The organism is Xanthomonas sp. JAI131 (assembly GCF_013410075.1).
GTDB classification, from domain to species: domain Bacteria; phylum Pseudomonadota; class Gammaproteobacteria; order Xanthomonadales; family Xanthomonadaceae; genus Xanthomonas_A; species Xanthomonas_A bonasiae.
This window is the reverse complement of sequence record NZ_JACCCN010000003.1, coordinates 91,659-115,394: the sequence shown is the minus strand read 5'-3', so window position 1 is coordinate 115,394 and position 23,736 is coordinate 91,659. Positions and strand designations below refer to the sequence as shown.

Genomic DNA, 23,736 nt, shown 5'->3' with positions numbered 1-23,736 from the left:
TCGCGACCGTTTCTCTCCTCGGCCCTTGCGCCGGCTCGCGCCGGCGTGGCCGGGATTTTTTCGCGACCCACCGATTACTTCCATGATCCGTACCGCTCCGCTCACCGGCGCGCTGTGGCTGGCCCTGGCCGCCTGCGCGCATGCCGCACCCGTCGACGCCACCGATGCCGTCGATGCCGTCGATGCATCCAGTTCCGCCACGCCGCGCGACTTCGACCGCCTGCAGGTCACCGCCACGCGTACCCAGCGCGCCATCGTCGATGTCCCCAGCAGCGTCGACGTGATCGACCGCGAGCAAATGGACCAGGAGCTGGTCTACGACCTGAAAGACCTGCTGCGCTACAGCCCCGGCGTCTCGGTCACCGGCAACAGTGGCCGCTTCAGCGGCATCGGCGGCATCCGCATCCGCGGCCTGGACGGCAACCGCGTGCTGATGCTGACCGACGGCATCCCGGTCGCGGACACCTTCAGCTTCGGCAGCTATCTCAACGCCAACCGCAACTTCGTCGATATGGAAACGCTCAAGCGCGTCGAGATCGTGCGCGGCCCGGCCAGCTCGCTGTACGGCTCCGATGCGCTCGGCGGCGTGGTCGCCTACGTGACCAAGGACCCGGCCGACTACCTGGCGCCGGGCAAGAACAGCTACGTGGGCCTGAAATTCGGCTACGAAAGCGAATGGGACGGCCTGTTCGCCGGCGCGCTGGTCGCGTTCGGCGGCGAGCGCTGGAGCGGCATGGCCGCGGTCAGCCACCGCCAGGGCCAGGAAAGCGAGACCCAGGGCGACAACCGCAGCACCGGCGCGGCGCGCACCGCGCCCAATCCGCTCAGCAGCGACGGCCGCAGCCTGCTCAGCAAGCTGGTCTACGCGCCGAGCGCGAACCAGCGCTTCAAGCTGACCGTGGAGGGCAACGAGGACTACTCCAGCATCGATGCGTTGAGCAACGTCACTTCCAGCATCCTGTCGCAGCGCGGGCGCGACCATCAGACCCGCGCCCGCGTGTCGCTGACCCACGAAGTGGACCAGCTCGACACGCTGCTCGCCGACGACCTGCAGTGGCAGCTGTACCGGCAGGACAGCGAAAGCCTGCAACGCACCGACGAGCGCCGCAGCAACAACACCCTGCGACACATGGAGCACGACTTCGACCAGCGCCTGTACGGGCTGCAGGCCAACCTGCACAAGCAGGTGGACCAGGGCCGCGTGGTCCACGACTTCAGCTACGGCATCGACCTGTCGTGGAGCGACACCCACGAAAAGCGCGATGGCTACGCGCAGAACCTGACCACCGGCGCGATCAGCAAGACCGTGGGCGTGGAGACGTTCCCGGTGCGCGATTTCCCGGTCACCGAGACCACCAAGGCCGGCGCCTACCTGCAGGACGAGATGCGCCTGGCCGACGGCCGCTTCAGCCTGATTCCGGGCCTGCGCGTGGACTATTACCGGCTGTCGCCGCAGGTCGATGCGATCTTCGCCGTCGACAACCCCGGCGTGGCCGCGGAGAAGGTCACCGACAGCAACGTCTCGCCCAAGCTCGGCGCGATCTGGCGCATCGACGATGCGTGGTCGCTGTACGCCAACTACGCGCACGGCTTCCGCGCGCCGCCCTACAACGACGTCAACATCGGCTTCACCAACCTGCAGTTCGGCTATACCGCCATCGCCAATCCGGACCTGAAGCCGGAGACCAGCAAGGGCGCCGAGCTGGGCCTGCGCTACACCGCGGCGGCCGGGTATTTCGGCCTGAGCGGCTACTACAACGACTACCGCGACTTCATCGAGTCCTACAGCTTCGTCGGCTACAACGCCGACGGCCTGATGCTGTACCAGTCGCGCAACGTCGACCACGTGGTGATCAAGGGCGTGGAGGCCAAGGCCGGCGTCGATTTCGGCGCGCTGTCCGCGCGCTGGGCCGGTTGGTCGCTGCATTCCAGCGCCGCCTATGCGCGTGGCGACAACAAGACCGACGCCACGCCGCTGAACTCGATCGATCCGCTGCGCGGCGTGCTCGGCCTGGCCTACGACCGCGAGACCTGGGGCGCGCAACTGGTCGGCACCTTCGTGGCGAAGAAGAAACGCCCGGCGTCGGCGACGTACTACACGCCGTCCGGCTATGCGACGCTGGACCTGCTGGCGCACTGGAACTTCACCCCTGGCGCGCGGCTCAACGTCGGCGTGTTCAACCTGGCCGATCGCCGCTACATCGACTGGAACACCCTGCCCAGCGCGACCCTGGCCAGCAGCGCGGTGCTGGACCGCTACACCGGCGCCGGACGCAACGTCTCGGTCAGCCTGGCGCTGGACTGGTAGCGGCGCATGGGCAAGGCGGCGCCAGCGACCACCGACGCGACCCGGATCGCCGCATCCGCGCCGCTGCCGCGCCCGGCGCAGCTGGCGGCGCTGGGCACCGTGCTGTGCCTGTACCGCGCGCAGCTGGGCACGGAACTGATGGGCTGGAACCATGCGCTGCGCGTCGGCGCGCAGCTCGGCGTGGACAGCGACGGATTGCTCGAAAGCCTGTGTTTCTACGATCGCCAGGAACGCTGCTGCTGGCGCCTGTACCTACTGCCGGACAGCGATTTCGTCGCCTGGGACGCCTTGCTGTCCGCGTTGCCGGCGGTGCACAGCGGCAGCGCCGATGCCGGCGTCGCCGAACGCCTGTGGCGGCGCGTGGCCGGCCGCCTGAGCGGCGACAGCTGGCGCGCGCGGGCGCTGCGCCTGCATGCCAGCGACGGCGAACTGGCGGCCAGCGTCGCCAGCGTGTCGCCGCTGGGTGCCAGCATCGCCCGGCGCATCGCGCGGCTGGAGGCGGCCGAGGGCGAAGTGCTGGTCGACGACTGCTGCTGCGCCCGCGCCGGCCTGGCGGCCGCGCGCCACGATCCGCAACGGCCGTGGCCGCTGCTGCGCCTGTAGGGCGCAGTTCTCCTTTTTTCCTCAGCTACCGCAACCGACCACGACGATGAAATCACCGCTGCTGCTGCTCCTGCTCGCCGCTACCGGCCTGGCCCACGCCCAGGACGCCGATCCGCAACGCGACCGCACCAGCATCCTGGCGATGCAGGGCGAGTACATGGTGGATTTCGCCTTCGACGAGACCGTCCTGCTCAAGCCCGGGTACGAGCGCGCGCCGGCGATGCGCAGTGGCGCCAACGAAGTGGTGATCGTGGTCGAGGACAGCCCGCGCAAGGTGGTGCTGCAGCATCTGCTGGTCGACACCAAGAGCGGCCACGTGACCAAGCACTGGCGCCAGGACTGGAGCTACGAGGCGCCGCAGCGTTTCGAATTCAGCGCCGACCAGACCTGGCAGGTGCGCCCGCTCGCCGCTGCCGCGACCCGCGGCGCCTGGACCCAATGCGTGTACGAAGTCAGCGACGCGCCGCGCTACTGCGGCACCGGCCGCTGGGACTACGCCGACGGCCACCCGACCTGGACCAGCGACCTGAGCTGGCGCCCGTTGCCGCGTCGCGAATACACCAAGCGCAGCGACTACAACGCGCTGGCGGTGATCAACCGGCACACGCTGACCCCGGCCGGCTGGACCCACGAGCAGTTCAACACCAAGGTGCTGCGCAAGCCCGACGGCAGCCAGCAGCCGATCGCGCGCGAATTCGGCTTCAACGACTACGTCAAGACCGACGAGGTCGACTTCACGCCGGCCTACGCCTACTGGAAGGCGACGCAAGGCTACTGGGCCAAGGTGCGCGCGCACTGGGACGCCTTCCTCGGCAAGCCGCCGGGCGTGCACCTGAAGACCAAGCTCGACGGCATGGCGATGATCATGCCGCTGTTCGAGCAGGCCGAGGCGGTGCAGCAGGGCAAGCCGGTGGCCGATGCCAGGATCGCCGCGGTGTTCGCGCAGTGGGTGGAGCCGGCGCCCGCCGAGCGTTGAACGTCGCTGCCGGCGCAGCGCCAGGGTGGGAAGGCGGCCGGGACTGGCGCCTTCCCTTTTTTTGCCAGGCGCAGGCAGCGCGCCGCGGCGCCGGGCTACAGGTCGGTCACCAGGTGGTAGCTCAATCCCTTGCGCTCGGGCAGGGTGAAGATCCATGGAAAACCGACCGATAGCCCGCTGAGGTCGAGCCACTGCGGGTTGAACGACTCGATCAGGCCGCGTTGCCAGCAATGGCTGAGCCGGGAGATCTCCGCGGCGCGGAGCAAGGCGGCCACTTCGTTCTCGCACTCCTCGTACCACACCGCAAGGATCGCGACCGGATCTTCGGTTTGCCCGCGCACGCTGTTGCGCTCGCGCAGGGTCTTGCCCAAGCCATCGAGCGCCTGCGGCGTCGGTGCGGTGGCGATGTAGTACGGGCCGCTGCGGGTCTCGGCCATGATGCAGGCCAGGTACGGCACGCCGTTGCGTGCAACGACCACGTTCGCTGGGGCGGACGCGCTGTGCGATGGACTGTCGCTTGCCGGCATGGTCCTCGTGCTCGCCGATGCTGACCGGGCGCGGGCCGGTCTGCGCACGAAGCGGCAGCGGCAGTCGCCGCGATGCTCGGCGAAGGCGAGGGCGGCCGTCAAGTTCCGCGCCCGCTGCGCGCAGCGGGCATGTGCCGCCCAGCGTCTCAGCGCTGCATGCCCCAGCGGCGCACGGTGAGCCGCTCCAGCACGCGGAAGCCGGCGCCTTCCACCAGCAGGCCGAGCAGGATCACCATCGCCAGCCCGGCGAACACGCGGTCGGTGTACAGCTCGTTGCGGTTCTGGAAGATGTACCAGCCCAGGCCGCCCTGGCCGGAGGTGGCGCCGAACACCAGTTCGGCGGCGATCAGCGTGCGCCAGGCGAAGGCCCAGGCGATCTTCAGGCCGGACAGGATCGCCGGCAGCGCGGCCGGCACCAGGATCGCGACGACGTAGCGCAGCCCGCGCAATCCATAATTGCGCCCGGCCATGCGCAATGTCTCCGGCACGCCCTGGAAGCCGGCGTAGGTGTTCAGCGCCAGCGGCCACACCACCGCGTGCACCAGCACGAACACCAGGCTGCCGTTGCCCAGGCCGAACCACAGCAGCGCCAGCGGCAGCAGGGCGATCGCCGGCAGCGGATTGAACATCGCGGTCAGCGTGCCCAGCAGGTCGCGGCCGATCCGGGTCGAGACCGCCAGCGCGGTCAGCGCGAAGGCCAGCACCACGCCCAGCGCATAGCCTTGCGCCAGCAGGCGCAGCGAGGCGCCGACGCGGCCCGGCAGTTCGCCCGACCACAGCCCGTCGGCGAACGCGCGTGCGGTCTGCACGAAGCCCGGCAGCAGCAGGTCGTCGTTGAGCCAGTACGCGGCCGCTTCCCACACTCCGGCCAGCGCGAGCAGGATCAGCGCCTGGCGCAGCCAGTCCGGCAGCCGCCGCTGCGGCAGCGCCAGCGGCGATGCGGTCGCGACGTAGGCAACAACCGGGCGTTCGTACTCGGCGCGGATCGGCGGCCGCAGCGGCGCGGCGGCGCTCACGGCGCGACCTCGCGCAGCGGCGCGCGCCGGCGCAACGGCGCCACGTTGCCGGCGGCCGCCTCGGAGGCAGAGGCGTCGCCGCCGGGCGGGTCGAACAGCAGCCGGTGAATGCGTTGCGCGGCCTGTTGGAACGGCGCACTGCCGAGACTGGCCGGGCCGAAGCCATGGCTATTGAGTTCGGCGCGGACCTGGCCCGGATGCGGCGACAGCAGCACCACGCGGTTGCCGACCAGCAAGGCCTCGTCGATCGAATGGGTCACGAACAGCAGGGTGAAGCGCAACTCGTCCCACAGTTCCAGCACCTGTTCCTGCATGCGCTGGCGGGTCAGCGCGTCGAGCGCGGCGAACGGCTCGTCCATCAACAGCACGCGCGGCTGCATCGCCAGCGCCCGCGCGATCGCCACGCGCTGCTTCATGCCGCCGGACAAGGTGTGCGGATAGGCATCGGCGAACGCGGACAACCCGACCTTCTGCAGGTAGTGGTCCGCGCGCTCGGCCGCTTCGCGACGCCCCAGCTTGCGCGCCGCGCGCAGGCCGAAGGCGACGTTCTGGCGTACCGTCTTCCATGGCGCCAGCTGGTCGAACTCCTGGAACACCACCACCCGGTCCGGTCCCGGCGCGCGCAGCGTCTGTCCGTCCAGGCGGATCTGTCCCTCGCTCGGTGCGACGAAGCCGGCGATGGCCTTGAGCAGGGTCGATTTGCCGCATCCCGACGGGCCCAGCAAGATCAGGCGGTCGCCGGCGTACACGTCGAAGCTGACCTGGTGCGTGGCACGCACCACGCGCTGTCCGGTGGCGTATTCCAGGCTGACCCGCTCGACCTGCAGCAGCGGCGCCGGCGCCAGTGCGAATGCGCTCATCTCAGCTGCCTCCGGCGACCTGCGCGCTGTCGAAGAAATACTCCTTGACCGCGCCGGGCGCCTGCTTGATCGCGCCGATCCGGTACAGGAACTGGCCGAGCTTGAGCGTGTTCTGCGGTGCGGTCTTGAACTGCACCTTCGGGTCCTTGAGGATGCGCAGCACCAGCGCGCGGTCGATCTTGCCGCCGTTGGCGCGCACGAACAGGTCCGCCGCCTGTTCCGGCTGGCGCTGCACGAAGCTGGCGGCCTCGGCCAGCGCGGCGACGAAGGCCTGGTAGGTCTTGGGATTGTCGCGGCGGAATTTCTCGGTGGCGTACAGCACCGTGGCCGAGGTCGGGCCGCCTTCGATCGCGTACGAGTCCAGCACGATGTGCGCCTTCGGATTGCGCGCCAGTTCCTGCTCCTGGAACGGCGGGCTGGCGAAGTGCGCGGTGATCTCGGTGCCGCCGCGGATGATCGCCGCGGCCGCGTCGGGATGCGGCAACGCCACCTGTTGCGTATCCAGCCGGTTGTAGGCCTTCTCGCCCCAGCGCTGCGCCGAGGCGTGCTGCAGCAGCCGCGATTGCACCGACACGCCGACCGCCGGCACCGCGATGCGGTCGCGCGGGCCGAAGTCGTCCAGGGTCTTGATCCGCGGATCGTTGCTGATCAGGTAGTAGGGAAAGTTGCCCAGCGAGGCCACGCCGCGCACGTTCTGGCGGCCGCGGGTGCGGTCCCACAGCGTGAACAGCGGGCCGACCCCGGCGCCGGCCACGTCGATCGAGCCGGACAGCAACGCATCGTTGGCGGCGGCGCCGCCGGACAGCTGCACGGTTTCCACCGCGATGTCGATGCCGGCGGCCTTGCCGTGCTTCTCGATCAGCTTCTGCTGCTGGGCCACGTCCAGCAGCAGGTAGACGATGCCGTACTGCTTGGCGATGCGCAGCCGGCCTTCGGCGTGCGCCGGCAGGCTGTGCAGCAGTGCGATCGCCAGCAGCGCGGCGGCGCACCAGAGCGGCCTGCGCTGCGGCGCGGCAGCGGACCGCGATGCGGCCAGGGAAACAGCAGGTGAATCGAAAGCGGTCATGCGTCGCTCCGTTGCGGGGAAGGGCGGAGTGGCGGGGCAATGCGCTGTTGCTGGGCTAGAACGGCACGTCGCCTTCGATGGTGGTGCGGTGCAGGCGCCGGCGCAGATGGTCCGGGGTGCCGCCGGCCAGGTGGGTGACCGCGCGGTTGTCCCAGAACACCATGTCGTGCGCCTGCCAGCGATGCCGGTAGACCAGCGGATCGGCGCTGCTATGGGCGAACAGCGCCTGCAGCAGCGCATCGCTTTCGTCCTGCGGCAGGCCGACGATGCGGGTGGTGAAGTGTTCGCTGACGAACAGCGCGCGGCGCCCGGTTTCCGGATGGGTGCGCACGATCGGATGGCGCACCGGCGCCACCTCGTCGATCTGCGCCTGGGTCAGCGGCGGCCGCCACGGATTGCGCGCACGCAGCGCTTCGTACTTGGCCAGGTAGCTGTGCTCGGCCAGGCGGCCGTCGACTGCGCGCTGCAGTTCCGGCGGCAGCGTGTCCCAGGCCAGGTGCTGGTTGGCGAACAGGGTATCGCCGCCCTCGGCCGGCAGCTCCTGCGCCAGCAGCATCGAGCCCAGGCTCGGGGTCGGCTTGTACGACAGGTCCGAGTGCCAGTAGTGCCCGGCGTCGCCCAGCCCGATCGGCTGGCCGTTCTCCTTGATGTTGGACACCACCAGCACTTCCGGCTGCTCGCGCAGCTGGAACTGGCGCAGCACATGGATCTGCAACGGGCCGAAGCGGCGGCTGAAGGCCACTTGCTGTGCCGGGGTGATGCGCTGATCGCGGAACACCAGCACGTGATAGTGCAGATGCGCGCGATGCAGCAGCGCGAACGTGGCCGCGTCCAGCGGTTGCGACAGGTCCAGACCCAGCACCTGCGCGCCCAGCGGCGCAGCGAACGGTTCGATGCGGACTGCCGATGTCGCGGGGGCAGGCCGTGTTGCGGTGGAGGCGCGTGCCATCGTCTGACCTCGTCTGCGAAAGATGCAGCGCCGCGCGCACGGCACGCGGCATCGATTGCACTGTAGGCAGGGTCAGGCGTGCGCTGAAGCAACGATTCGGATGGTGCTTATACGCAACGGGCATATGTTGCTTGCGCGGGATTGGGGATTGGGGATTGGGGATTCGTAGTGCACCGCCGATCTCCATCGGCGGTGCACATCGCTGCTGCCGGCCGCGAGCGTGCGTTAGCCGACGCCTGGGCCTCGCCACGCACACGCATGCCGGGCCGCGCTGCGCTCAGTTCTCGCGCAGCGCCAGTGCCGGCGGCGTGCGCAGGATGCGGCGCGTGCCCGACCAGCCGGCGAGCAGGCTCAGCAGCACGCCGCCGACCCCGCCCAGCAACAGCGCCGGCCACGGCGGCGACAGCGTCAGCTGGAACGCCTGTTTCGCCACCACTACGCCGATCCCCGCCGCCGCGCCGACCGCCAGGATCGCCGCGAGCAGGCCGAGCGCGCCGAATTCCACCAGCACCGCGCCGCGCAACTGGCCGCGGCGCGCGCCCAGCGTGCGCAACACCGCACTGTCGTAGCGGCGCTCGCCGGCGGTGGCCTGCAGCGCCGCCAGCAACACCAGCACGCCGGCCAGCAGGCTGAAGCCCATCACCAGCTGCACCGCCTGCGCCACCTGGTCGATCACCTCGCGCACCCGCCCCAGGATCGCGTCGATGTCCAGCAGCGACACGTTCGGATAGGTGCGGCTGAGGCCGCTCAACTGCGCCGCGGAACCGCGCGGCAGGTGGAACGCGGAGATCAGGTTGTACGGCGCGTCCTGCACCGCGCCGGCGTTGAGCAACAGGAAGAAATTGACCCGGAACGAATCCCAGTCGGCCTTGCGCACACTGGTGACGGTGAAGCTGCGCTGCTGCTCGCCGAGCAGAAGGGTGATGCGGTCGCCGAGCTTGAGGCCGTAGCGCTGCGCCCAGGCTTCCTCCACCGACGCTTCCGCCGCGGTGCTGTCGGCGGCCCAGAAACGGCCCGATAGCAGGCGGTTGGCGGCGGGGAATGCGTGCCGCCAGGAGAAGTTGATCGGGCGATCGACGCCATCGCCGTCGTCCTCCGGGCCTTGCTCCTGGCGCTGCGGCGGCTTGCCGTTGATGGCCACCAGCTTGCCGGTGCTGAACGGCTCCACCGCCGCGTCGGTGACGCCGAGTCCGCGCAGCGTGCCGAGCACGTGCTCGGCCTGGTCGGGCTGGATGTTCATCAGGAAGTAGTTCGGCGTGTCCGCCGGCAGCCGGTCGCGCCATTGGCCGAGCAGGCCCGGGCCGATCACCGCCAGCAGCAGCAGCGCGCACAGCGACAGCGACAGCCCGACCAGCTGCACCACGCTCAGCGCGCGGCGCCGGGTCAGCGCCGCCAGGCCCAGCTTCCAGGGCCCGCGCAGGCGCGACTGCAGCCGCCGCAGCAGGGCCAGCAACAGGCCGCCGACCGCTGCGGCGAGCGCGGCCAGCAGGGTCAGCCCGCCCAGCACCCAGGCCGCGAGCACGCCATCGCCGGTGGCGTACACCGCCAGCACCACGGTGGCGACCAGCGCGGCGGCGTAGACCAGCAGCGAGGTCGGCGGCAGCGCGGCGAAGCTGCGGTTGAGCACGCGCATCGGCGGCACGTTGCGCAGCCGCAACAGCGGCGGCAGGCCGAAGCCGAGCAGCAGCAACAGGCCGATGCCGGCGCCGGCCAGCGCCGGGGTCGCCTGCGGCAGCGGCAGCCGGTTCGGGATCAGGCTGCCCAGCGCTTCGACCAGGCCGATCTGCGCCAGCATGCCCAGGCCCACGCCGAGCGCGCAGGCCGGGATCGCCAGCAGCAGCAACTGCAGCGCCAGCGCGCCGAGGATGTCGCGCTGGCGCGCGCCCAGGCAGCGCAGCACGGCCACGCTGTCGATGCGGCGCAGCGCGAAGCGGTTGGCCGCCAGCGCGGTGGCGACGCCGGCCAGCAGCACCGCCAGCAGCGCGGTCAGGGCGAGGAAGCGGCCGGCGCGGTCGAACGCGCCGCGCACGCCGCGCTGGGTGTCCTCGATGCCGACCAGGCGGAACGCCTTGGCGCGCGGCTGCAGCCATTCGCGCAACGCGGCGATCTCGCCCGGCGCGCCGGCGAACATCAGCCGGTACGAGGCGCGGCTGCCGGGGCCGAGCAGGCCGGCGGCATCGACGTCGGCGCGGTTGACCAGCAGCGGCGGCGACAGCTGCATCAGTTCGCCGGAAGCGTCCGGCTCGGCGCGCAGCACCCGGGTCACGCGCAGCGTGCCGGCACCGAATTCCAGGTCGTCGCCGAGCTTCAGCCCCAGCGCTTCGAGCAGGCGCGGATCGGCGTAGGCCTGGCCGCGCGGCGGCGGGCCGGCGCGCTCGCTGCCGGCGCCGGCGGTGTCGCGTGCGACCAGCAACTCGCCACGCAACGGATAGCCGACGTCGACCGCCTTGATGTTGGCCATCTGGCTGGCATCGCCATGGAACAGCACGCTGGGAAAGCTGACCAGGCGCGTGTGGCGCACGCCGCGGCGCTGCGCCTGTTCGGCGAACGCGGCGGGGATGTCCTGGCGCCCGGTCACGCCGAGGTCGCCGCCGATCACCTCGGCGGCGCTGCCGGTCAGCGCCAGGGTGACGCGATCGACCAGGGTGCCGACCGCGGTCATCACCGCCACGCCCAATACCAGCGCGGCGAACACGGTCAGCAGGTCGCCGGCGAACAGCTCGCGGCGCAGCGCGCGTGCGGCGTGGCGCAGCACGTTCATGCGTCGGCCACCGCTTCGGCCTGGCGCAGGCGCCCGCGGTCGAGCCGGTAGCGGTGTTCGCAACGTTGCGCCAGGCGCAGGTCGTGGGTGACCAGGACCAGGGTGGTGTCGCTGCCGGCGTTGAGCGCGAACAGCAGGTCGCTGATCTGCTGGCCGGTGGCCTGGTCGAGGCTGCCGGTGGGTTCGTCGGCGAACAGGATCCGCGGCCGCGCCACGAACGCGCGCGCCAGCGCCACGCGTTGTTGCTCGCCGCCGGACAGCTGCCGCGGGTAGTGCCGCGCCCGCGCGGTCAGGCCGACCGCCTCCAGCACCTCGCGCACCCGCGCCGGGTCCTCGCGCCCGGCCAGTTCCAGCGGCAATGCGATGTTTTCGGCGGCGGTCAGCGACGGCAGCAGGTGGAAGCTCTGGAACACGAAGCCGACCTCGCGCGCGCGCAGCGCGGCGCGCGCTTCCTCGTCCAGCGCGTTGAGCGACTGCCCGGCGAGCACGATCTCGCCGCGCGTCGGCAGGTCCAGGCCAGCGAGCAGGCCGAGCAGGGTAGTCTTGCCGGAACCGGAAGCGCCGACGATGGCGACGCTGTCGCCTTCACCGATGGTCAATCCGACGTTGTCGAGAATGTGGACCGTGCCCTCCGGTCCGCTGACGGATTTGCCGACATCGCGCACGTCGATCGCGATGCCGGTGTGGGGAGTGGGGGCCAGACTGTCGATGAGGAAATCTCCGGATGCGTGGCAACGATACGAAAGGAACGCCTGCCTGGACGCGCAGCGCCTGGCTCCTGGCCTGTCTGGCATGGTGTCTGCTGCTGCCCGCCATCGCCTGTGCCAAAGGTGCGACGGGGCCGGTGCTGGTGGTCGGCGACAGCCTCAGCGCTGCGCACAACATCCCGGTCCAGTCCGGCTGGGTGGCGCTGCTGGAGCGCCGCCTGCAACAACAGATGCAGGCGCCACCGGCCGTAGTCAATGCCAGCATCAGCGGCGAGACCTCTTCCGGCGCGCTGACCCGGCTGCCGGCGCTGCTGCAGAAGCACCGGCCGGCGGTGGTGGTGATCGAGCTCGGCGGCAACGACGCGCTGCGCGGGCTGACCCCGGCGGAGCTGCGCGGCAATCTGGAGAAGATGATCGTGCTCAGCCGTAATGCCGGCGCGAAGGTCTTGTTGCTGGGGATCGACGTGCCGCCGAACTACGGGCCGGCCTACCGGCAGCGGTTGCGTGCGGTCTACGCCGACCTGGCCAAACAGTACCAGACCGAGTTGCTGCCGTTCCTGCTGGAGGGCGTGGCGCTGAACCCGGCGCTGATGCAGGACGACGGCCTGCATCCCACCGCCGCCGGCCAGCCGAAGGTGCTGGACAATGTGTGGCCCAAGCTCAAACCCTTGATCGGCGGGTGATTCTTGCGCCGGTCAGGCATATGAAGCGGTCTTCACGCGGTCACCACCGGGTTTCCGGCATGTTTCACAAAGCTGAAGACTGAGGAAGCTCTATGCGTCAGACCAAGGAAACCTCCGGACTCGTTCTGGTCGTCGAGGACAACCGCAACATCTCCGAAATGATCGGCGAATACCTGGAAGGCCGCGGATTCGAAGTGGATTACGCCTGCGATGGCCTGGACGGCTATCGCCTGGCGGCGGAGAACAGCTACGACGTGGTGGTGCTGGACCTGATGCTGCCGCGTCTGGACGGCATCGAGGTGTGTCGCCGTTTGCGCAACGATGCGCGCAAGTCCACGCCGGTGCTGATGCTGACCGCGCGCGACACGCTCGACGACAAGCTCACCGGCCTGGGCTTCGGCGCCGACGATTATCTGACCAAGCCGTTCGCGATCCAGGAACTGGAAGCGCGGCTGCGTGCGTTGATCCGCCGCGAGCGCCGCCAGGTGGGCTCGGAAGTGCTGAAGGTGGCCGATCTGGTGCTGGATCCGGTGAGCATGCGGGCGACCCGTGCCGGCACCGAGCTGCAGCTGTCGCCGATCGGCCTGCGCCTGCTGACCATCCTGATGCGCGAATCGCCGCGCGTGGTCACCCGCCAGGAGATCGAGCGCGAGATCTGGGGCAACGGCCTCCCCGATTCGGACACGCTGCGCAGCCATCTGTACAACCTGCGCAAGATCATCGACAAGCCGTTCGACCGGCCGTTGCTGCACACCGTGCAGAGCGCCGGCTACCGCATCGCCGACATCGCCCAGCCGATGAGCTGAGCGGCGCCGGCTTTCGTTAAGAGCCGGCGTTCGTTACGCGGCAGGCCCCGGCAACGGGGCCTGCTTGCACGGCGGATTCACCATTCGCCCTCCTATAATCGCGGCGACGTCACACGGAAGCTGTAATGCCGCACGGTTTGCCGCGCAAAATCCGCCTTGCCCTGATCGCCCGGATCCTGTTCGCTGGCTGCATCGTCGCGTTGGGCAGTTACCTGGTGGTGGCGGTCGTGCAGCACTCGCTGGTGGGGTCGGTGATGCGGCAGGAAGCCGCGCACTATTGGCGCCTGTACGCGCAGTCTCCCTCGCAGCCGCCGCCGAACAGCCACACCCTGCACGGCTACCTGGTGCCCGCCGGGCAATCGGATGCGGCGGTGCCGGCGAATCTGCGCGGCCTGGAGCCTGGCCTGCACGAGAACCGCCCCGGCGGCGAGATGGTCCTGGTCGACGACACCAAGGCCGGGCGCCTGTACCTGGTGTTCCTGCGCGCGCAGGCGCAGCGCCTGGCGTTCTGGTTCGGCATCGTGCCGGCTCTGCTGACCCTGGTCGCGGTGGTGGTGGTGGGGTGGCTGACCCATCGCGCCTCGCGGCGCCTGCTGTCGCCGGTGAACTGGCTGGCGCGGCGCGTCTCGCAATGGGACCCGCGGCATCCGTCCACCGCCGACCTGGCGCCGGAAAACCTGCCGGCCGACGTGCAGGGCGAATCGCGGCAACTGGCCGCCGCGCTGCATGCGCTGGCCCTGCGCGTCACCGACCACGTGTCGCGCGAGCGCAACTTCACCCGCGACGCCAGTCACGAATTGCGCACGCCGCTGACCGTGATCCGCGTCGCCAGCGACATCGCGATGACCGATCCCGACCTGCCGCCGCGGCTGGGCCGCAGCCTGCAGCGCATCCAGCGCGCCGGCCGCGACATGGAGGCGGTGATCGACGCGTTCCTGATCCTGGCGCGCGAGGCGGACGTGGTGCCGCAGAGCGAGACCTTCGAGGTCGCCGACGTGGTCGAGTACGAGGCAGAGAACGCACGCGAGCTGTTGACCGGCAAGCCGGTGACGCTGAGCGTCAGCGTGCTCGCCGCCACGCGCCTGCACGCGCCGCCGCGGGTGCTGCACGTGGTGGTCAGCAACCTGCTGCGCAACGCCTGCAGCTATACCGATGCCGGCAGCATCGTGGTCGAGATCGACAGCGACCGGATCAGCATCCGCGATACCGGCATCGGCATGTCGCACGAAGCGCTGCAGCGCGCGTTCGAGCCGTTTTTCCGTGCCGAGCCCGACCGCCCGCAGGGCACCGGGCTGGGGCTGTCGATCGTGCGCCGGCTGTGCGAGCGCTTCGGCTGGCGGATCGGGCTGGAAAGCACGGAAGGCGGCGGTACCACCGCCACGGTCAGGTTCGATCCAGCCAAGTGACCGGCGCTGGCGTGACGCGCCTTCGGCAGGGCGTTTTCTGGGGCGATCGCCATTGCAGGCCCACGCCGGCGACAAGGCAGGATGTTCCCGGGCGCGATCGACGCCACGTCAGGTTTTTTCGCCTGCCTCCCAGCCGCCACCCAGCGCGCGGATCAAGGCGACGCTGGCCCGCAACTGCCGGGTTTCCAGATCGATGACGCTGCGCCGCGCATCGAGTTCGGCCGTCTGCGCCTGCACCACCTCCAGGTAGCCGACGGCACCCTCGCGGTAATGATTGAGCGACAGGTCGACCGAGCGCTGCGCGGCATCGGCCGCCGCGCGCTGATCGGTCAACGCCGTGCCCAGGTCGTGCAGCAAGCTGAGGTTGTCCTCGACCTGGGCGAAGGCAGTGAGCACCACGTCGCGGTATTTCGCGCCGGCCTCGGCGGTCGCGGCCTGCGCCGCTTTCACGCCTGCCTTGCGGCGACCACCATCGAACACGTTCAGCAGCAGGCTGGGGCCGATGGCCCAGAACCGGTTGGGCGCGGTGGCGATGCTGCCCCAGCGATCGCTCTGCCACCCGCCTTGCCCGTCGATGGTCAGTTGCGGGAAGAACGCGGCGCGCGCGATGCCCACCTGGGCGTTCGCCGCTGCGGTACGCCGCTCCGCGGCGGCGATGTCCGGGCGACGCTGCAACAGCGTCGAAGGCACCTGCAGCGGGATTGTCGGCACCGGCACCCGCACGGTGTTGGCCGCGAGCTGGAAGCTGGACGCGGAATCGCCGACGAGCGCCGCGATGCCATGCAGCACCAGCGCGCGTTGCGCTTGCGCCTGCGTGCGCTGCGACTTGGCGTTGGACAACTGCGTCTGCGCGCGCGCCACGTCCAGGGCCGAGGCGATCCCCCCGGCATGACGCGACCGGGTGAGCTGCAAGGCCTTGCCGAACGCGTCGATGCTCTCGCTCAACACCTGGATCTGGCGGTCGTAGCCGTTGAGTTGCAGGTAGCTGTCGGCGAGCTGCGCCTGCAGGCTCAGGCGCGCCTGTGCGAGATCGGCGGCGGAGGCGGCCTGCTGCGCTTCGCCAGCGGCGACGGTGTCGCGCACGCGGCCCCACAGGTCCACTTCGTAGTCGAACTGGGCACCGACGGTGTACGCGTCGTAGTAGGCCGGCGAAGTGGCGCCGCGCAGCGGACGCGTATCCGATTGGCGGTTGCGCGTGGCGCTGCCGTCGAGGCCCAGGGTCGGGAAGTACCCGGCGCGGGCCTGCTGGGTGAACGCCTCGGCCTGCTGGTAATGGGCAAGCGCGGCGGCCAGCGTGGCGTTGTTCGCCAGCAGGCGCGCCTGCAACTGGTCGAGCCGGTCGTCGCCGTAGACCTTCCACCAGCCGTCGCGGTCGAGACGGTCGGCGGGCTGCGCTTCCACCCACGGCGACCGGGAATCGCTGTACTGCGCCGCCACCGGCACCTCGGGTGCCTGGTAGGTGGGCGCCAGCGAGCAGGCCGCCAGGCCCAGCGCCGCCAGTACCGCGGTCGCGGCAAGCCGTGCGCGGACGCGATCAGACCTTTGCATGTTCGCCTGCCGGCTTGGGCGCAGCGATGCGCACGCGATCGCCTTCCGCCAGGCCATCCGGCGGGCTCTCGATCAGACGGTCGCCGGCGGCGATGCCCGAGCCGAGCTGCACGGTCTTGCCGAAGTCGCGGGCGATGGTCACGGTCTTGAACGCCACCGTGTCGTGCGCATCGACCACCGCCACGCGCAGGCCCTTGTCGTCGAACACCAGCGCGCTGGCCGGAACGCGCAGCAGCGTGGCGTTGGCGGCAAGCGCGAAGGTGACGCTGGCATAGCCGCCCGAAAGCAGCTTGCCGTCCTGGTTGTCCACGGCCACCTGGACCAGCGTGGTGCCGGAGGCGGCGTTGATCGCCCCCGACGACCTGTCGACGACACCGGCGAAGGTCTGGCCCGGATACTCCGGCACCGTCAGGGTCACGCTGGTGCCCGGGCGCACCGACGGCGCGTAGTTCTGCGGCACGTTCACGTACATGCGCAGCTTGCGCGTGTCGGACACCACGAACAGTTCCTGGCCGCCGCCGCCGGCGTTGACCAGCGCGCCGACATCGGTCTCGCGCGCGGTGACGGTGCCGTCGAACGGCGCCACCAGCTTGGCGAAGCCCTTCAGCGCCTGGATGCGTTCGACGTTGGCCTGCGCGGCCTGCGCGAGCGCGCGCTTGGCCGCGTAGTCGCCGCTCTTCTCGTCCACTTCCTGCCTGGAGACCGAGTCGGAATTGCCCATGGCCTGCCAGCGCCTGGCGGTGGTCTGCGCCAGTGCCGCGTTGGCGCGGGCGCTGGCCAGGTCGGCCCTGGCCTGGAGCAGTTGCTGGTCCAGGTCGGGGGTTTCGATCTCGGCGAGCACGTCGCCGGCCTTCACCTTGCTGCCGATGTCGGCCTTCCACCATTTCAGGTAGCCGCTGGTGCGGGCGTAGATCGGCGCGCGCGCATACGCCTGCAGGCGGCCCGGGAGGTTGAGCGCGCTGTCGCCCTGGCCAGCCTCCGGGGTCACCAGTTGCACCGTCGGCATGGCCTGGTCGTCGGTCCACACGCGCAGCGTGCGTGCGTCGTTGGCGCGCGTGGCGACCCCGGCGACGACGATGGCCAGGACCACGATCAGCGCGATGATGCCGGCCAGGCGAAGGCGGCGCGGTGGCCGGGTGTGCGGGATATCAGGCGACATGCAGGGACTCTCCGGAGGCGTTCGCCGGGGGGGAAGACGGATGGGCGCGACGGCTGTGGATCATGCTGAAGACGATCGGCACGAAGAACAGCGTGGCCGTGGTGGCGAAAATCAGGCCGCCGATGACGGCGCGGCCCAGCGGCGCGTTCTGCTCGCCGCCTTCGCCCATGCCCAGCGCCATCGGCGCCATGCCGATGATCATCGCCAGGGCGGTCATGAGCACCGGACGGAAGCGGACGAAGCCGCCCTCGAGCGCGGCCTTGGCCGCGTCGCCGTGCTCGGCCAGGCGCTCGCGGCAGAAGCTCACCACCAGGATCGCGTTGGCCGTGGCCACGCCCATGCACATGATGGCGCCGGTCAGCGCCGGCACCGACAGGCTGGTATGCGTGGCGAACAGCATCCACACGATGCCGGCGATCGCCGCGGGCAACGCGGTCACGATCACGAACGGATCGCTCCACGACTGGAAGTTCACCACGATCAACAGGTAGATCAGCACGATCGCGCCGAGCAGGCCGAAGATGAGCCCGGAGAACGCGTTGTTCATCGTCTGCACCTGGCCGAGCAGTGCGGTGCTGGACGCCTTGGGCAGGAACTTCTGGTTGGCGTCGACGATCTTCTGGATGTCGGCGGCGACCGCGCCGAGGTCGCGGTCCTGGGTGGCGGCGAAGATCTCCACCATCGAATTGATGTTGTACTGGCTGACCACCGCGTTGGTCGCGGTCCGCGACACCGTCGCCAGGCCGCCGAGGATCTGCGCGCCGCTGCTCCCCGAGCTGGGGCTGATCGGCACGTTCTCCAGGCCCGGCAGGCTGTCGAGGCTGTACTGCGGCGTCTGCATCACGATCGGATACGACACGCCGTTCTGCGGATTCAGCCAGAAGGTCGGCGCGATCTGGCTGGAACCGGCCAGGTTCACCCCCAGGCTGCTGGTGACGTCGCGCTCGGTGATGCCGACCTGTTGCGCAAGACTGCGGTCCACGTTCACGTTGAAACCGGGGCTGGCCTGCGATTGCTGGATGCGCGCGTCCACCACGCCCGGCACGCGGCGGATCTCGCGCAGCAGGCGGTTGGCGTAGCCGAAGTTGGCCGCCAGGTTCGGGCCGCGGATCTGCAGGTCCACCGGCGCCGGCGAACCGAAGTTCAGGATCTGGCTGATGATGTCGGCCGGCGGGAACGAGAACACGACACCGGGAAACTGGCGCGGCAGGGTCTGGCGCAAGCGGCGCACGTAGTCGGCGGTGGGCGCGTGGCCCTCGTTCAGCGCGATCTGGATGTCGCCATCCTGCGAGCCGATGGTGCCGGTGTTGTTGTAGGCGTTGTTGATGCCCGAGGACGACAGGCCGATGTTGTCGACGACGCTGCCGAGCTGCTCCTTCGGAATCAGCGCGCGCACCGCGCCGGTCACGTCGGCGAACAGGCGTGCCGTCTCCTCCACCCGCGTGCCGACCGGCGCACGCACGTGCATCAGGATCTGGCCGGAATCCACCGACGGGAAGAAGTTGCGGCCCAGCATCGGCACCAGCAGGAACGACAGCGCAACGAAGGCCACGAAACCGGGCACGAACATCCTGCGTCGCACCAACGCGGTTTCGAGCAATGCGTGGTAGCTGGCCCGCAGGGCCTCGAAGCGCTTCTCGAAACCGCGCTGAAAGCGCAGCAGCGGATTGCGCGAAGGCGGTTGCCCATGGCCGTCGCCGTGCAGGTCGGTATGCGGCGCGTGCGGGTGCAGCAGGTATTTCGCCAGCGTCGGCACCAGCGTGCGCGAGAGCACGAACGAGGCGATCATCGCGAACATCACCGCCTCGGCCATCGGCACGAACAGGAAGCGCGCCACGCCCTGCAGGAAGAACATCGGCACGAACACGATGCAGATGCACAGCAGCGAGACGAAGGCGGGCGTCACGATCTGCGCCGCGCCGTCCAGGATCGCCGTCTCCACGTCCTTGCCCTGCTCCAGGTGCCAGTTGATGTTCTCGATGGTCACCGTGGCATCGTCCACGAGGATGCCGACCGCCAGGGCCAGACCGCCCAGCGTCATGATGTTCAGCGTCTCGCCGATCGCCGACAGCGCGGCGATCGAGCTGAGGATCGCCAGCGGGATCGAGGTGGCGATGATCAGCGTCGAACGCCAGCTGCCGAGGAACAGCAGGATCATCAGGCTGGTCAGCGCTGCGGCGATCACGCCTTCGCGCGCGACCCCCTCGATGGCGCCGCTCACGAACAGCGACTGGTCGCCGATGGGGACGATCTTGAGGTCGGCCGGCAATGCATCCTTCATCGCCGCGACCCGCTCCTTGACCCCGGCGATGATCGCCAGCGTCGACGCCGAGCCGTTCTTCAGCACCGTCATCAGCACCGAACGGTCGCCGTCGACGTGCACGATATTGCTCTGCGGCGGCGCGCCGTCGCGGACGTGGGCCACGTCGCGGATGAACACCGTGGCGCCGTCGACCACCTTCACCGGCAGGTTGCCCAGTTCCTCGATGTCGGACGGCGAGTTGTTCAATTGCAGCGTGTATTCGTACCTGCCGATCTTCTGCGTCCCCACCGGGGTGATGAGGTTCTGCGCGGCGAGGGCGTTGGCCACGTCCTGCGCCGACAGCCCGCGCGCCAGCAGCGCCGGCGGATCGATATCGATCTGCACCTGGCGGGTCTTGCCGCCGAACGGATACGGGATCGCCGCGCCGGCCACCGAGGTGAGCTGCGGACGGATGATGTTGAGGCCGAGGTCGGCCAGGTTCTGTTCGGTGAGGCCTTCGCCCGACAACGCCAGCTGGATGATCGGCACCGTGGACGCGTTGTAGTTGAGGATCAGCGGCGGCGTGGTGCCCTGCGGCAACTGGCGCAGCATGGTCTGCGCGACGGCGGTGACCTGTGCGTTGGCGGTGCGGATGTCCGCGCCCGGCTGGAAGAAGATCTTGACGATGCCGAAGCCCTGGATCGAGCTGGCCTCGATGTGCTCGACATCGTTCACCGTGGTGGTGAGCACGCGCTCGAACGGCGAGGACACGCGCCCGGCCATCTGCTCGGGCGGCAGGCCGTTGTACTGCCAGACCACGGCGATCACCGGGATCCTGATGTCGGGGAAGATGTCCGTGGGCGTGCGCAACGCGGCCAGCGGTCCCACGATCAGGATCAGCAGGGCGAGAACGATGAAGGTATACGGTCGCGTCAGGGCGATCCGGACGATGCCAATCATGGAGGGCGGGTTCCGTGCGCGAATGTTGCGTCGCGGCGGATTCTGCTCCCGGACCTTCCCTGGGCGTAGTTAAGATTTATTTAGACGCGCGGGCGGCGGCCGAAAAAACGCGATGGCTGAAGGGCTTGCCTGCCGATCACGGCGCCAGTGGGCGTGCATCCGGCACGCTTTCGCCCAGTGCGTCGAGGCTGGCCGGTTTCGCGCGGCAGGACATGGCCGCGCGGCTTTCCGGCGGCGGGGCGGCGGCCGGGCAGAGCACCGAGAACACCGCCCCGCGCGCGTCGCCACCCACGCGCAGCGCATAGCCATGCAGGCGCACGATGGCGCTGACGATCGCCAGCCCCAGTCCGCAGCCCGGTTTGGCACGCGTCTGGTCGCCCCGGTAGAACCGGCGGAAGACGGCCTCGCGCTCCTCGGGCGGAATGCCGGGTCCGGTATCGGCGACATCGATGCGGGCGTTGCCGGTCTGGTCGGTGAATGCGATCAGGCGGATCGTTCCCCCGTCTGGCGTGAATTTGATGGCGTTGCCGACCAGGTTGGCCAGTGCCTCGAACAGCAGATGGGGGTCGCCGCGCACGGCCGGCAGTGGCTCCAGCGCCAGCTCGAAGGCCTGCCCGCGGTCCTCCGCCAGCGGTGCATAGAAGTCATGGACATCGTTCAGCAGGGCGCCGAGGTCCATCGTCGCGAAGCAGGCGCTGCGCTGGCGGTCTTCCAGCTCCGATACCCGCAGCAGGGCGCGGAACCGGGTCAGCACGGTGTCGATCTCGCCGACGCAATCGTCCAGTTGCTCGCCTTCGGGACGTCCGGCGAACTGCTGCTGCAGGCGGTACAGGCGCGTGCGCATGCGCGTGAGCGGGGTGCGCAGGTCGTGGGCGATGTTGTCGGTGACGCCCTTCACTTCGCCGAGCAGGCGCTCGATCTCGCCGAGCGTCTGGTTCACGGTGGCCGCGAGCAGGTCCACCTCGTCGCCGCCGCGCGACACCGGCAGGCGCACGCTGAGGTCGCCCTGGCGAATGGGGTCCATGGCGTGCTGGATGGCGCGGATGCGCCGCGCGGGGCCGCGCGCGATGAGGATGCCGCCGAGCACGCCGGGCAGCAGGGTCAACGACAGTCCCCACAGCAGTCCGCGGCAGATGATCCCGCTGAGCCCGTCGATGACGGTGCTTTCCTTGGCCACCACCAGGCGCCGGCCGTCCGGTAGCTGCCGGGCGATGCCGCGCGCGCGGGTCTGGCTGCCGTGCCCGGCGTCGATCAGGCTGGCCTCGATGGGGCTGACCGTCCCGTCCTCGGCCATGCCCTTGGGCACCGCGTTGATGTTGCCGGCGATGCGGCGCCCCTGCGCGTCGAACAGGCCCACCCACATGAAGCCCTGGATATCGATGGCGCTGGCCGCGGCCACGGTGTCGGCCAGGCGCCTGGGATCGGTGTTCTCCAGGTAATGGATGCGCGCGGCCAGCATCTGGTCGACCACGTTCGACAGGTAGCGCGAGGACTCCCACTGCACCACGCCGAGCAGCACGATGCACCACACCGCGAACAGCGCCCCATAGATGAGGATCAGCCGCGAGGTGGCCGAACGCCAGGCGTCACTCAGCGGGCGCAAGCACATACCCCGAGCCGCGCATCGTGCGGATGAGCGGCGGCTGGCCGTTGCCGTCGATCTTGCGCCGCAGGCGGCCGAGATGGACGTCGATCACGTTGGTGCCCGGATCGAAATGGAAGCCCCACACGTGCTCGAAGATCATCTGCCGGGTCACCACCTGGCCGGCGTTGCGCATCAGGAATTCGAGCAGGCGGAATTCGGTGGGCAGCAGCGCGAGCGGCTGGCCGTTGCGCAATGCGTTGTGGCGGACCAGGTCGAGTTCGAGGTCGGCCACGCGCAGGCGGGTTTCCGGCGTGGCGCTGGCATTGCGACGGCGGCGCAGCAGCACTTCGGCGCGCGCGGCGAGTTCGTCGGGCGAGAACGGCTTGGTCAGGTAGTCGTCGCCGCCGGCGCGCAGGCCGCGCACGCGCTCGTCCACCTCCGACAGCGCGCTGATCATCAGCACCGGCGTTTCCACCGCGCGCTTGCGCAGTTCGGAGACGACGTCGATGCCGTCCATGCCGGGCAGCATGCGGTCCAGGGTGATGATGTCGTAGCCGTCGGCCAGCGCGTGCTGCAGGCCGTCGCGGCCGTTGGCGATCCATACGGCGGTGAAGCCATGCGCGCCGAGTTCCGCGACGATGTCGCGGGCGGTCACTTCATCGTCTTCGATGACCAGGGCCCTGGGCATCCTGTGCAACTCCACGCTGGGGATAACGGAAAACGCCCGCCAAGGGTAGCCCTTCGGGCGGCCGGGCGGGCGCTATGTCCTATTTGCGCTGCAGGTACGGCCGCACCGTGTCGCGCCACAGCGCATAGCCGGCGGCGTTCATGTGCAGGTGGTCCGGGCCGAACAGTTCGCCGCGCGGTTGCCCGTCGGCGCCGAGCATCGGCGTGGACACGTCGATGAAGTCCACCCGCTTCAGTCCGGCGGCGGCCTTGCGGATCAGCGCATTGGCTTCGGCCACCTGCGGCAGCAGCGCCGCGCGCGCCGGGCTCGGCTTGATCGAGATGTAGGCGATGCGGGTGGTGGGCAGGTCGCGGCGCACCCGCGCGACGAAGGCCAGGAAGTCGTCGCGCAGCTGCTGCGGGCTGCGGCCGCTGTTGAGGTCGTTGTCGCCGGCGTAGAACACCACCAGGCGCGGTCGGTACGGCACCACGATGCGGTCGGCATACCAGGTGCTGTCGCGGATCTCCGAGCCGCCGAAGCCGCGGTTGAGCGTGTCCACGCCGGGGAAATCGCTGGCCAGCGAGGTCCAGAAGCGGATCGAGGAACTGCCGACGAACAGCACGCCGCCGGGCTTGGGCGGATGCGCGGCATCGGCCTGGGCGAAGCGCTGCATGTCCTGTTCCCAGTCCGGGCTGGAGACCTGTTGCGGAATCTGCGGCGGTGGCATCAGGGTGAGCGCCAGGGCCGACTGCAGGCCCAGCAGGAACAGGCAGGTGGCGAGCAGCGCGGTGCGCAGCGGCGAACGGGGCATGAAGCACCTCCTAACGACAACGGAGCGGCGATGGTGCCGCAGGCGCCGCGCCGCAGGCAAATCCGCCGCCGGCGGCGGCCCGGCTCAGCGGCGAAC

The 23,736-nt window shown here is 69.9% G+C and carries 19 protein-coding genes; 6 read left to right on the top strand and 13 right to left on the bottom strand.

What is annotated here, in order from left to right; all coding sequences use genetic code 11:
* Positions 1–82 precede the first annotated feature (82 nt).
* Genes HDC36_RS13585 through HDC36_RS13575 form a run of 3 tightly spaced genes read left to right on the top strand, consistent with a single transcriptional unit; the run spans position 83 to position 3,887 of the window.
* Positions 83–2,308, top strand: a complete 2,226-nt coding sequence (locus tag HDC36_RS13585; RefSeq protein WP_179568319.1) for a TonB-dependent hemoglobin/transferrin/lactoferrin family receptor — start codon at positions 83–85, stop codon at positions 2,306–2,308.
* Between the two features lie 6 nt (positions 2,309–2,314).
* On the top strand, positions 2,315–2,911 hold the full coding sequence (locus HDC36_RS13580) for a Hemin transport protein (RefSeq protein WP_179568317.1): 597 nt from the start codon (positions 2,315–2,317) through the stop codon (positions 2,909–2,911).
* Positions 2,912–2,957: 46 nt separating this feature from the next.
* A complete protein-coding gene (locus HDC36_RS13575) occupies positions 2,958–3,887 on the top strand; it encodes a DUF6607 family protein (RefSeq protein WP_179568315.1) in 930 nt (309 codons plus the stop codon).
* 95 nt (positions 3,888–3,982) lie between these two features.
* Here HDC36_RS13575 and HDC36_RS13570 read toward each other — a convergent pair whose 3' ends face one another.
* From HDC36_RS13570 to HDC36_RS13540, 7 genes are all read right to left on the bottom strand, one after another.
* Entirely contained in the window at positions 3,983–4,366 is a 384-nt protein-coding gene (locus HDC36_RS13570; protein ID WP_343204347.1) for an endonuclease, read from the bottom strand.
* Positions 4,367–4,560: 194 nt separating this feature from the next.
* A complete protein-coding gene (locus HDC36_RS13565) occupies positions 4,561–5,430 on the bottom strand; it encodes an ABC transporter permease (RefSeq protein ID WP_179568311.1) in 870 nt (289 codons plus the stop codon).
* On the bottom strand, positions 5,427–6,290 hold the full coding sequence (locus tag HDC36_RS13560) for an ABC transporter ATP-binding protein (protein ID WP_179568309.1): 864 nt from the start codon (positions 6,288–6,290) through the stop codon (positions 5,427–5,429). The genes HDC36_RS13565 and HDC36_RS13560 overlap by 4 nt, the downstream gene beginning before the upstream one ends.
* A gap of 1 nt (position 6,291) precedes the next feature.
* Positions 6,292–7,356 carry an ABC transporter substrate-binding protein gene (locus HDC36_RS13555; RefSeq protein WP_179568307.1) on the bottom strand — a complete coding sequence of 355 codons (1,065 nt, stop codon included), beginning with the start codon at positions 7,354–7,356 and terminating at the stop codon, positions 6,292–6,294.
* A gap of 55 nt (positions 7,357–7,411) precedes the next feature.
* Positions 7,412–8,305 (bottom strand): TauD/TfdA family dioxygenase, encoded by an 894-nt coding sequence (locus HDC36_RS13550; RefSeq protein ID WP_179568305.1) that lies wholly within the window; start codon positions 8,303–8,305, stop codon positions 7,412–7,414.
* A gap of 277 nt (positions 8,306–8,582) precedes the next feature.
* Entirely contained in the window at positions 8,583–11,066 is a 2,484-nt protein-coding gene (locus HDC36_RS13545) for an FtsX-like permease family protein (RefSeq protein WP_179568303.1), read from the bottom strand.
* Positions 11,063–11,665, bottom strand: a complete 603-nt coding sequence (locus tag HDC36_RS13540; RefSeq protein WP_004426017.1) for an ATP-binding cassette domain-containing protein — start codon at positions 11,663–11,665, stop codon at positions 11,063–11,065. The genes HDC36_RS13545 and HDC36_RS13540 overlap by 4 nt, the downstream gene beginning before the upstream one ends.
* 125 nt (positions 11,666–11,790) lie before the next feature.
* On the opposite strand from HDC36_RS13540, the gene HDC36_RS13535 reads away from it, so the two are divergent.
* The 3 genes from HDC36_RS13535 (at position 11,791) to HDC36_RS13525 (ending at position 14,668) form a co-directional block, all read left to right on the top strand.
* On the top strand, positions 11,791–12,456 hold the full coding sequence (locus HDC36_RS13535; protein WP_179568301.1) for an arylesterase: 666 nt from the start codon (positions 11,791–11,793) through the stop codon (positions 12,454–12,456).
* Positions 12,457–12,548: 92 nt separating this feature from the next.
* A complete protein-coding gene (locus tag HDC36_RS13530; RefSeq protein ID WP_003481607.1) occupies positions 12,549–13,262 on the top strand; it encodes a response regulator transcription factor in 714 nt (237 codons plus the stop codon).
* 125 nt (positions 13,263–13,387) lie between these two features.
* On the top strand, positions 13,388–14,668 hold the full coding sequence (locus HDC36_RS13525; protein ID WP_179568299.1) for a HAMP domain-containing sensor histidine kinase: 1,281 nt from the start codon (positions 13,388–13,390) through the stop codon (positions 14,666–14,668).
* A 108-nt stretch (positions 14,669–14,776) separates the two neighbouring features.
* Here the strand turns inward: HDC36_RS13525 and HDC36_RS13520 are convergent, their stop codons facing one another.
* From HDC36_RS13520 to HDC36_RS13495, 6 genes are all read right to left on the bottom strand, one after another.
* The gene (locus tag HDC36_RS13520) at positions 14,777–16,216 is read right to left on the bottom strand and encodes an efflux transporter outer membrane subunit (RefSeq protein WP_179568297.1); all 1,440 of its coding nucleotides are present in this window, start codon (positions 16,214–16,216) and stop codon (positions 14,777–14,779) included.
* On the bottom strand, positions 16,203–17,375 hold the full coding sequence (locus tag HDC36_RS13515) for an efflux RND transporter periplasmic adaptor subunit (protein ID WP_179568295.1): 1,173 nt from the start codon (positions 17,373–17,375) through the stop codon (positions 16,203–16,205). The genes HDC36_RS13520 and HDC36_RS13515 overlap by 14 nt, the downstream gene beginning before the upstream one ends.
* Complete coding sequence (locus HDC36_RS13510) at positions 17,365–20,577, bottom strand: efflux RND transporter permease subunit (RefSeq protein ID WP_179568293.1); 3,213 nt, start codon at positions 20,575–20,577, stop codon at positions 17,365–17,367. Before HDC36_RS13510 ends, HDC36_RS13515 begins: the two co-directional genes overlap by 11 nt.
* A 136-nt stretch (positions 20,578–20,713) precedes the next feature.
* Positions 20,714–22,186: a HAMP domain-containing sensor histidine kinase gene (locus tag HDC36_RS13505; RefSeq protein ID WP_179568291.1), complete on the bottom strand. Its 1,473-nt coding sequence runs from the start codon at positions 22,184–22,186 to the stop codon at positions 20,714–20,716.
* Positions 22,164–22,850: a response regulator transcription factor gene (locus tag HDC36_RS13500; RefSeq protein WP_179568289.1), complete on the bottom strand. Its 687-nt coding sequence runs from the start codon at positions 22,848–22,850 to the stop codon at positions 22,164–22,166. Before HDC36_RS13500 ends, HDC36_RS13505 begins: the two co-directional genes overlap by 23 nt.
* A 79-nt stretch (positions 22,851–22,929) precedes the next feature.
* Positions 22,930–23,640 (bottom strand): SGNH/GDSL hydrolase family protein, encoded by a 711-nt coding sequence (locus HDC36_RS13495; RefSeq protein WP_179568287.1) that lies wholly within the window; start codon positions 23,638–23,640, stop codon positions 22,930–22,932.
* Positions 23,641–23,736 lie beyond the last annotated feature (96 nt).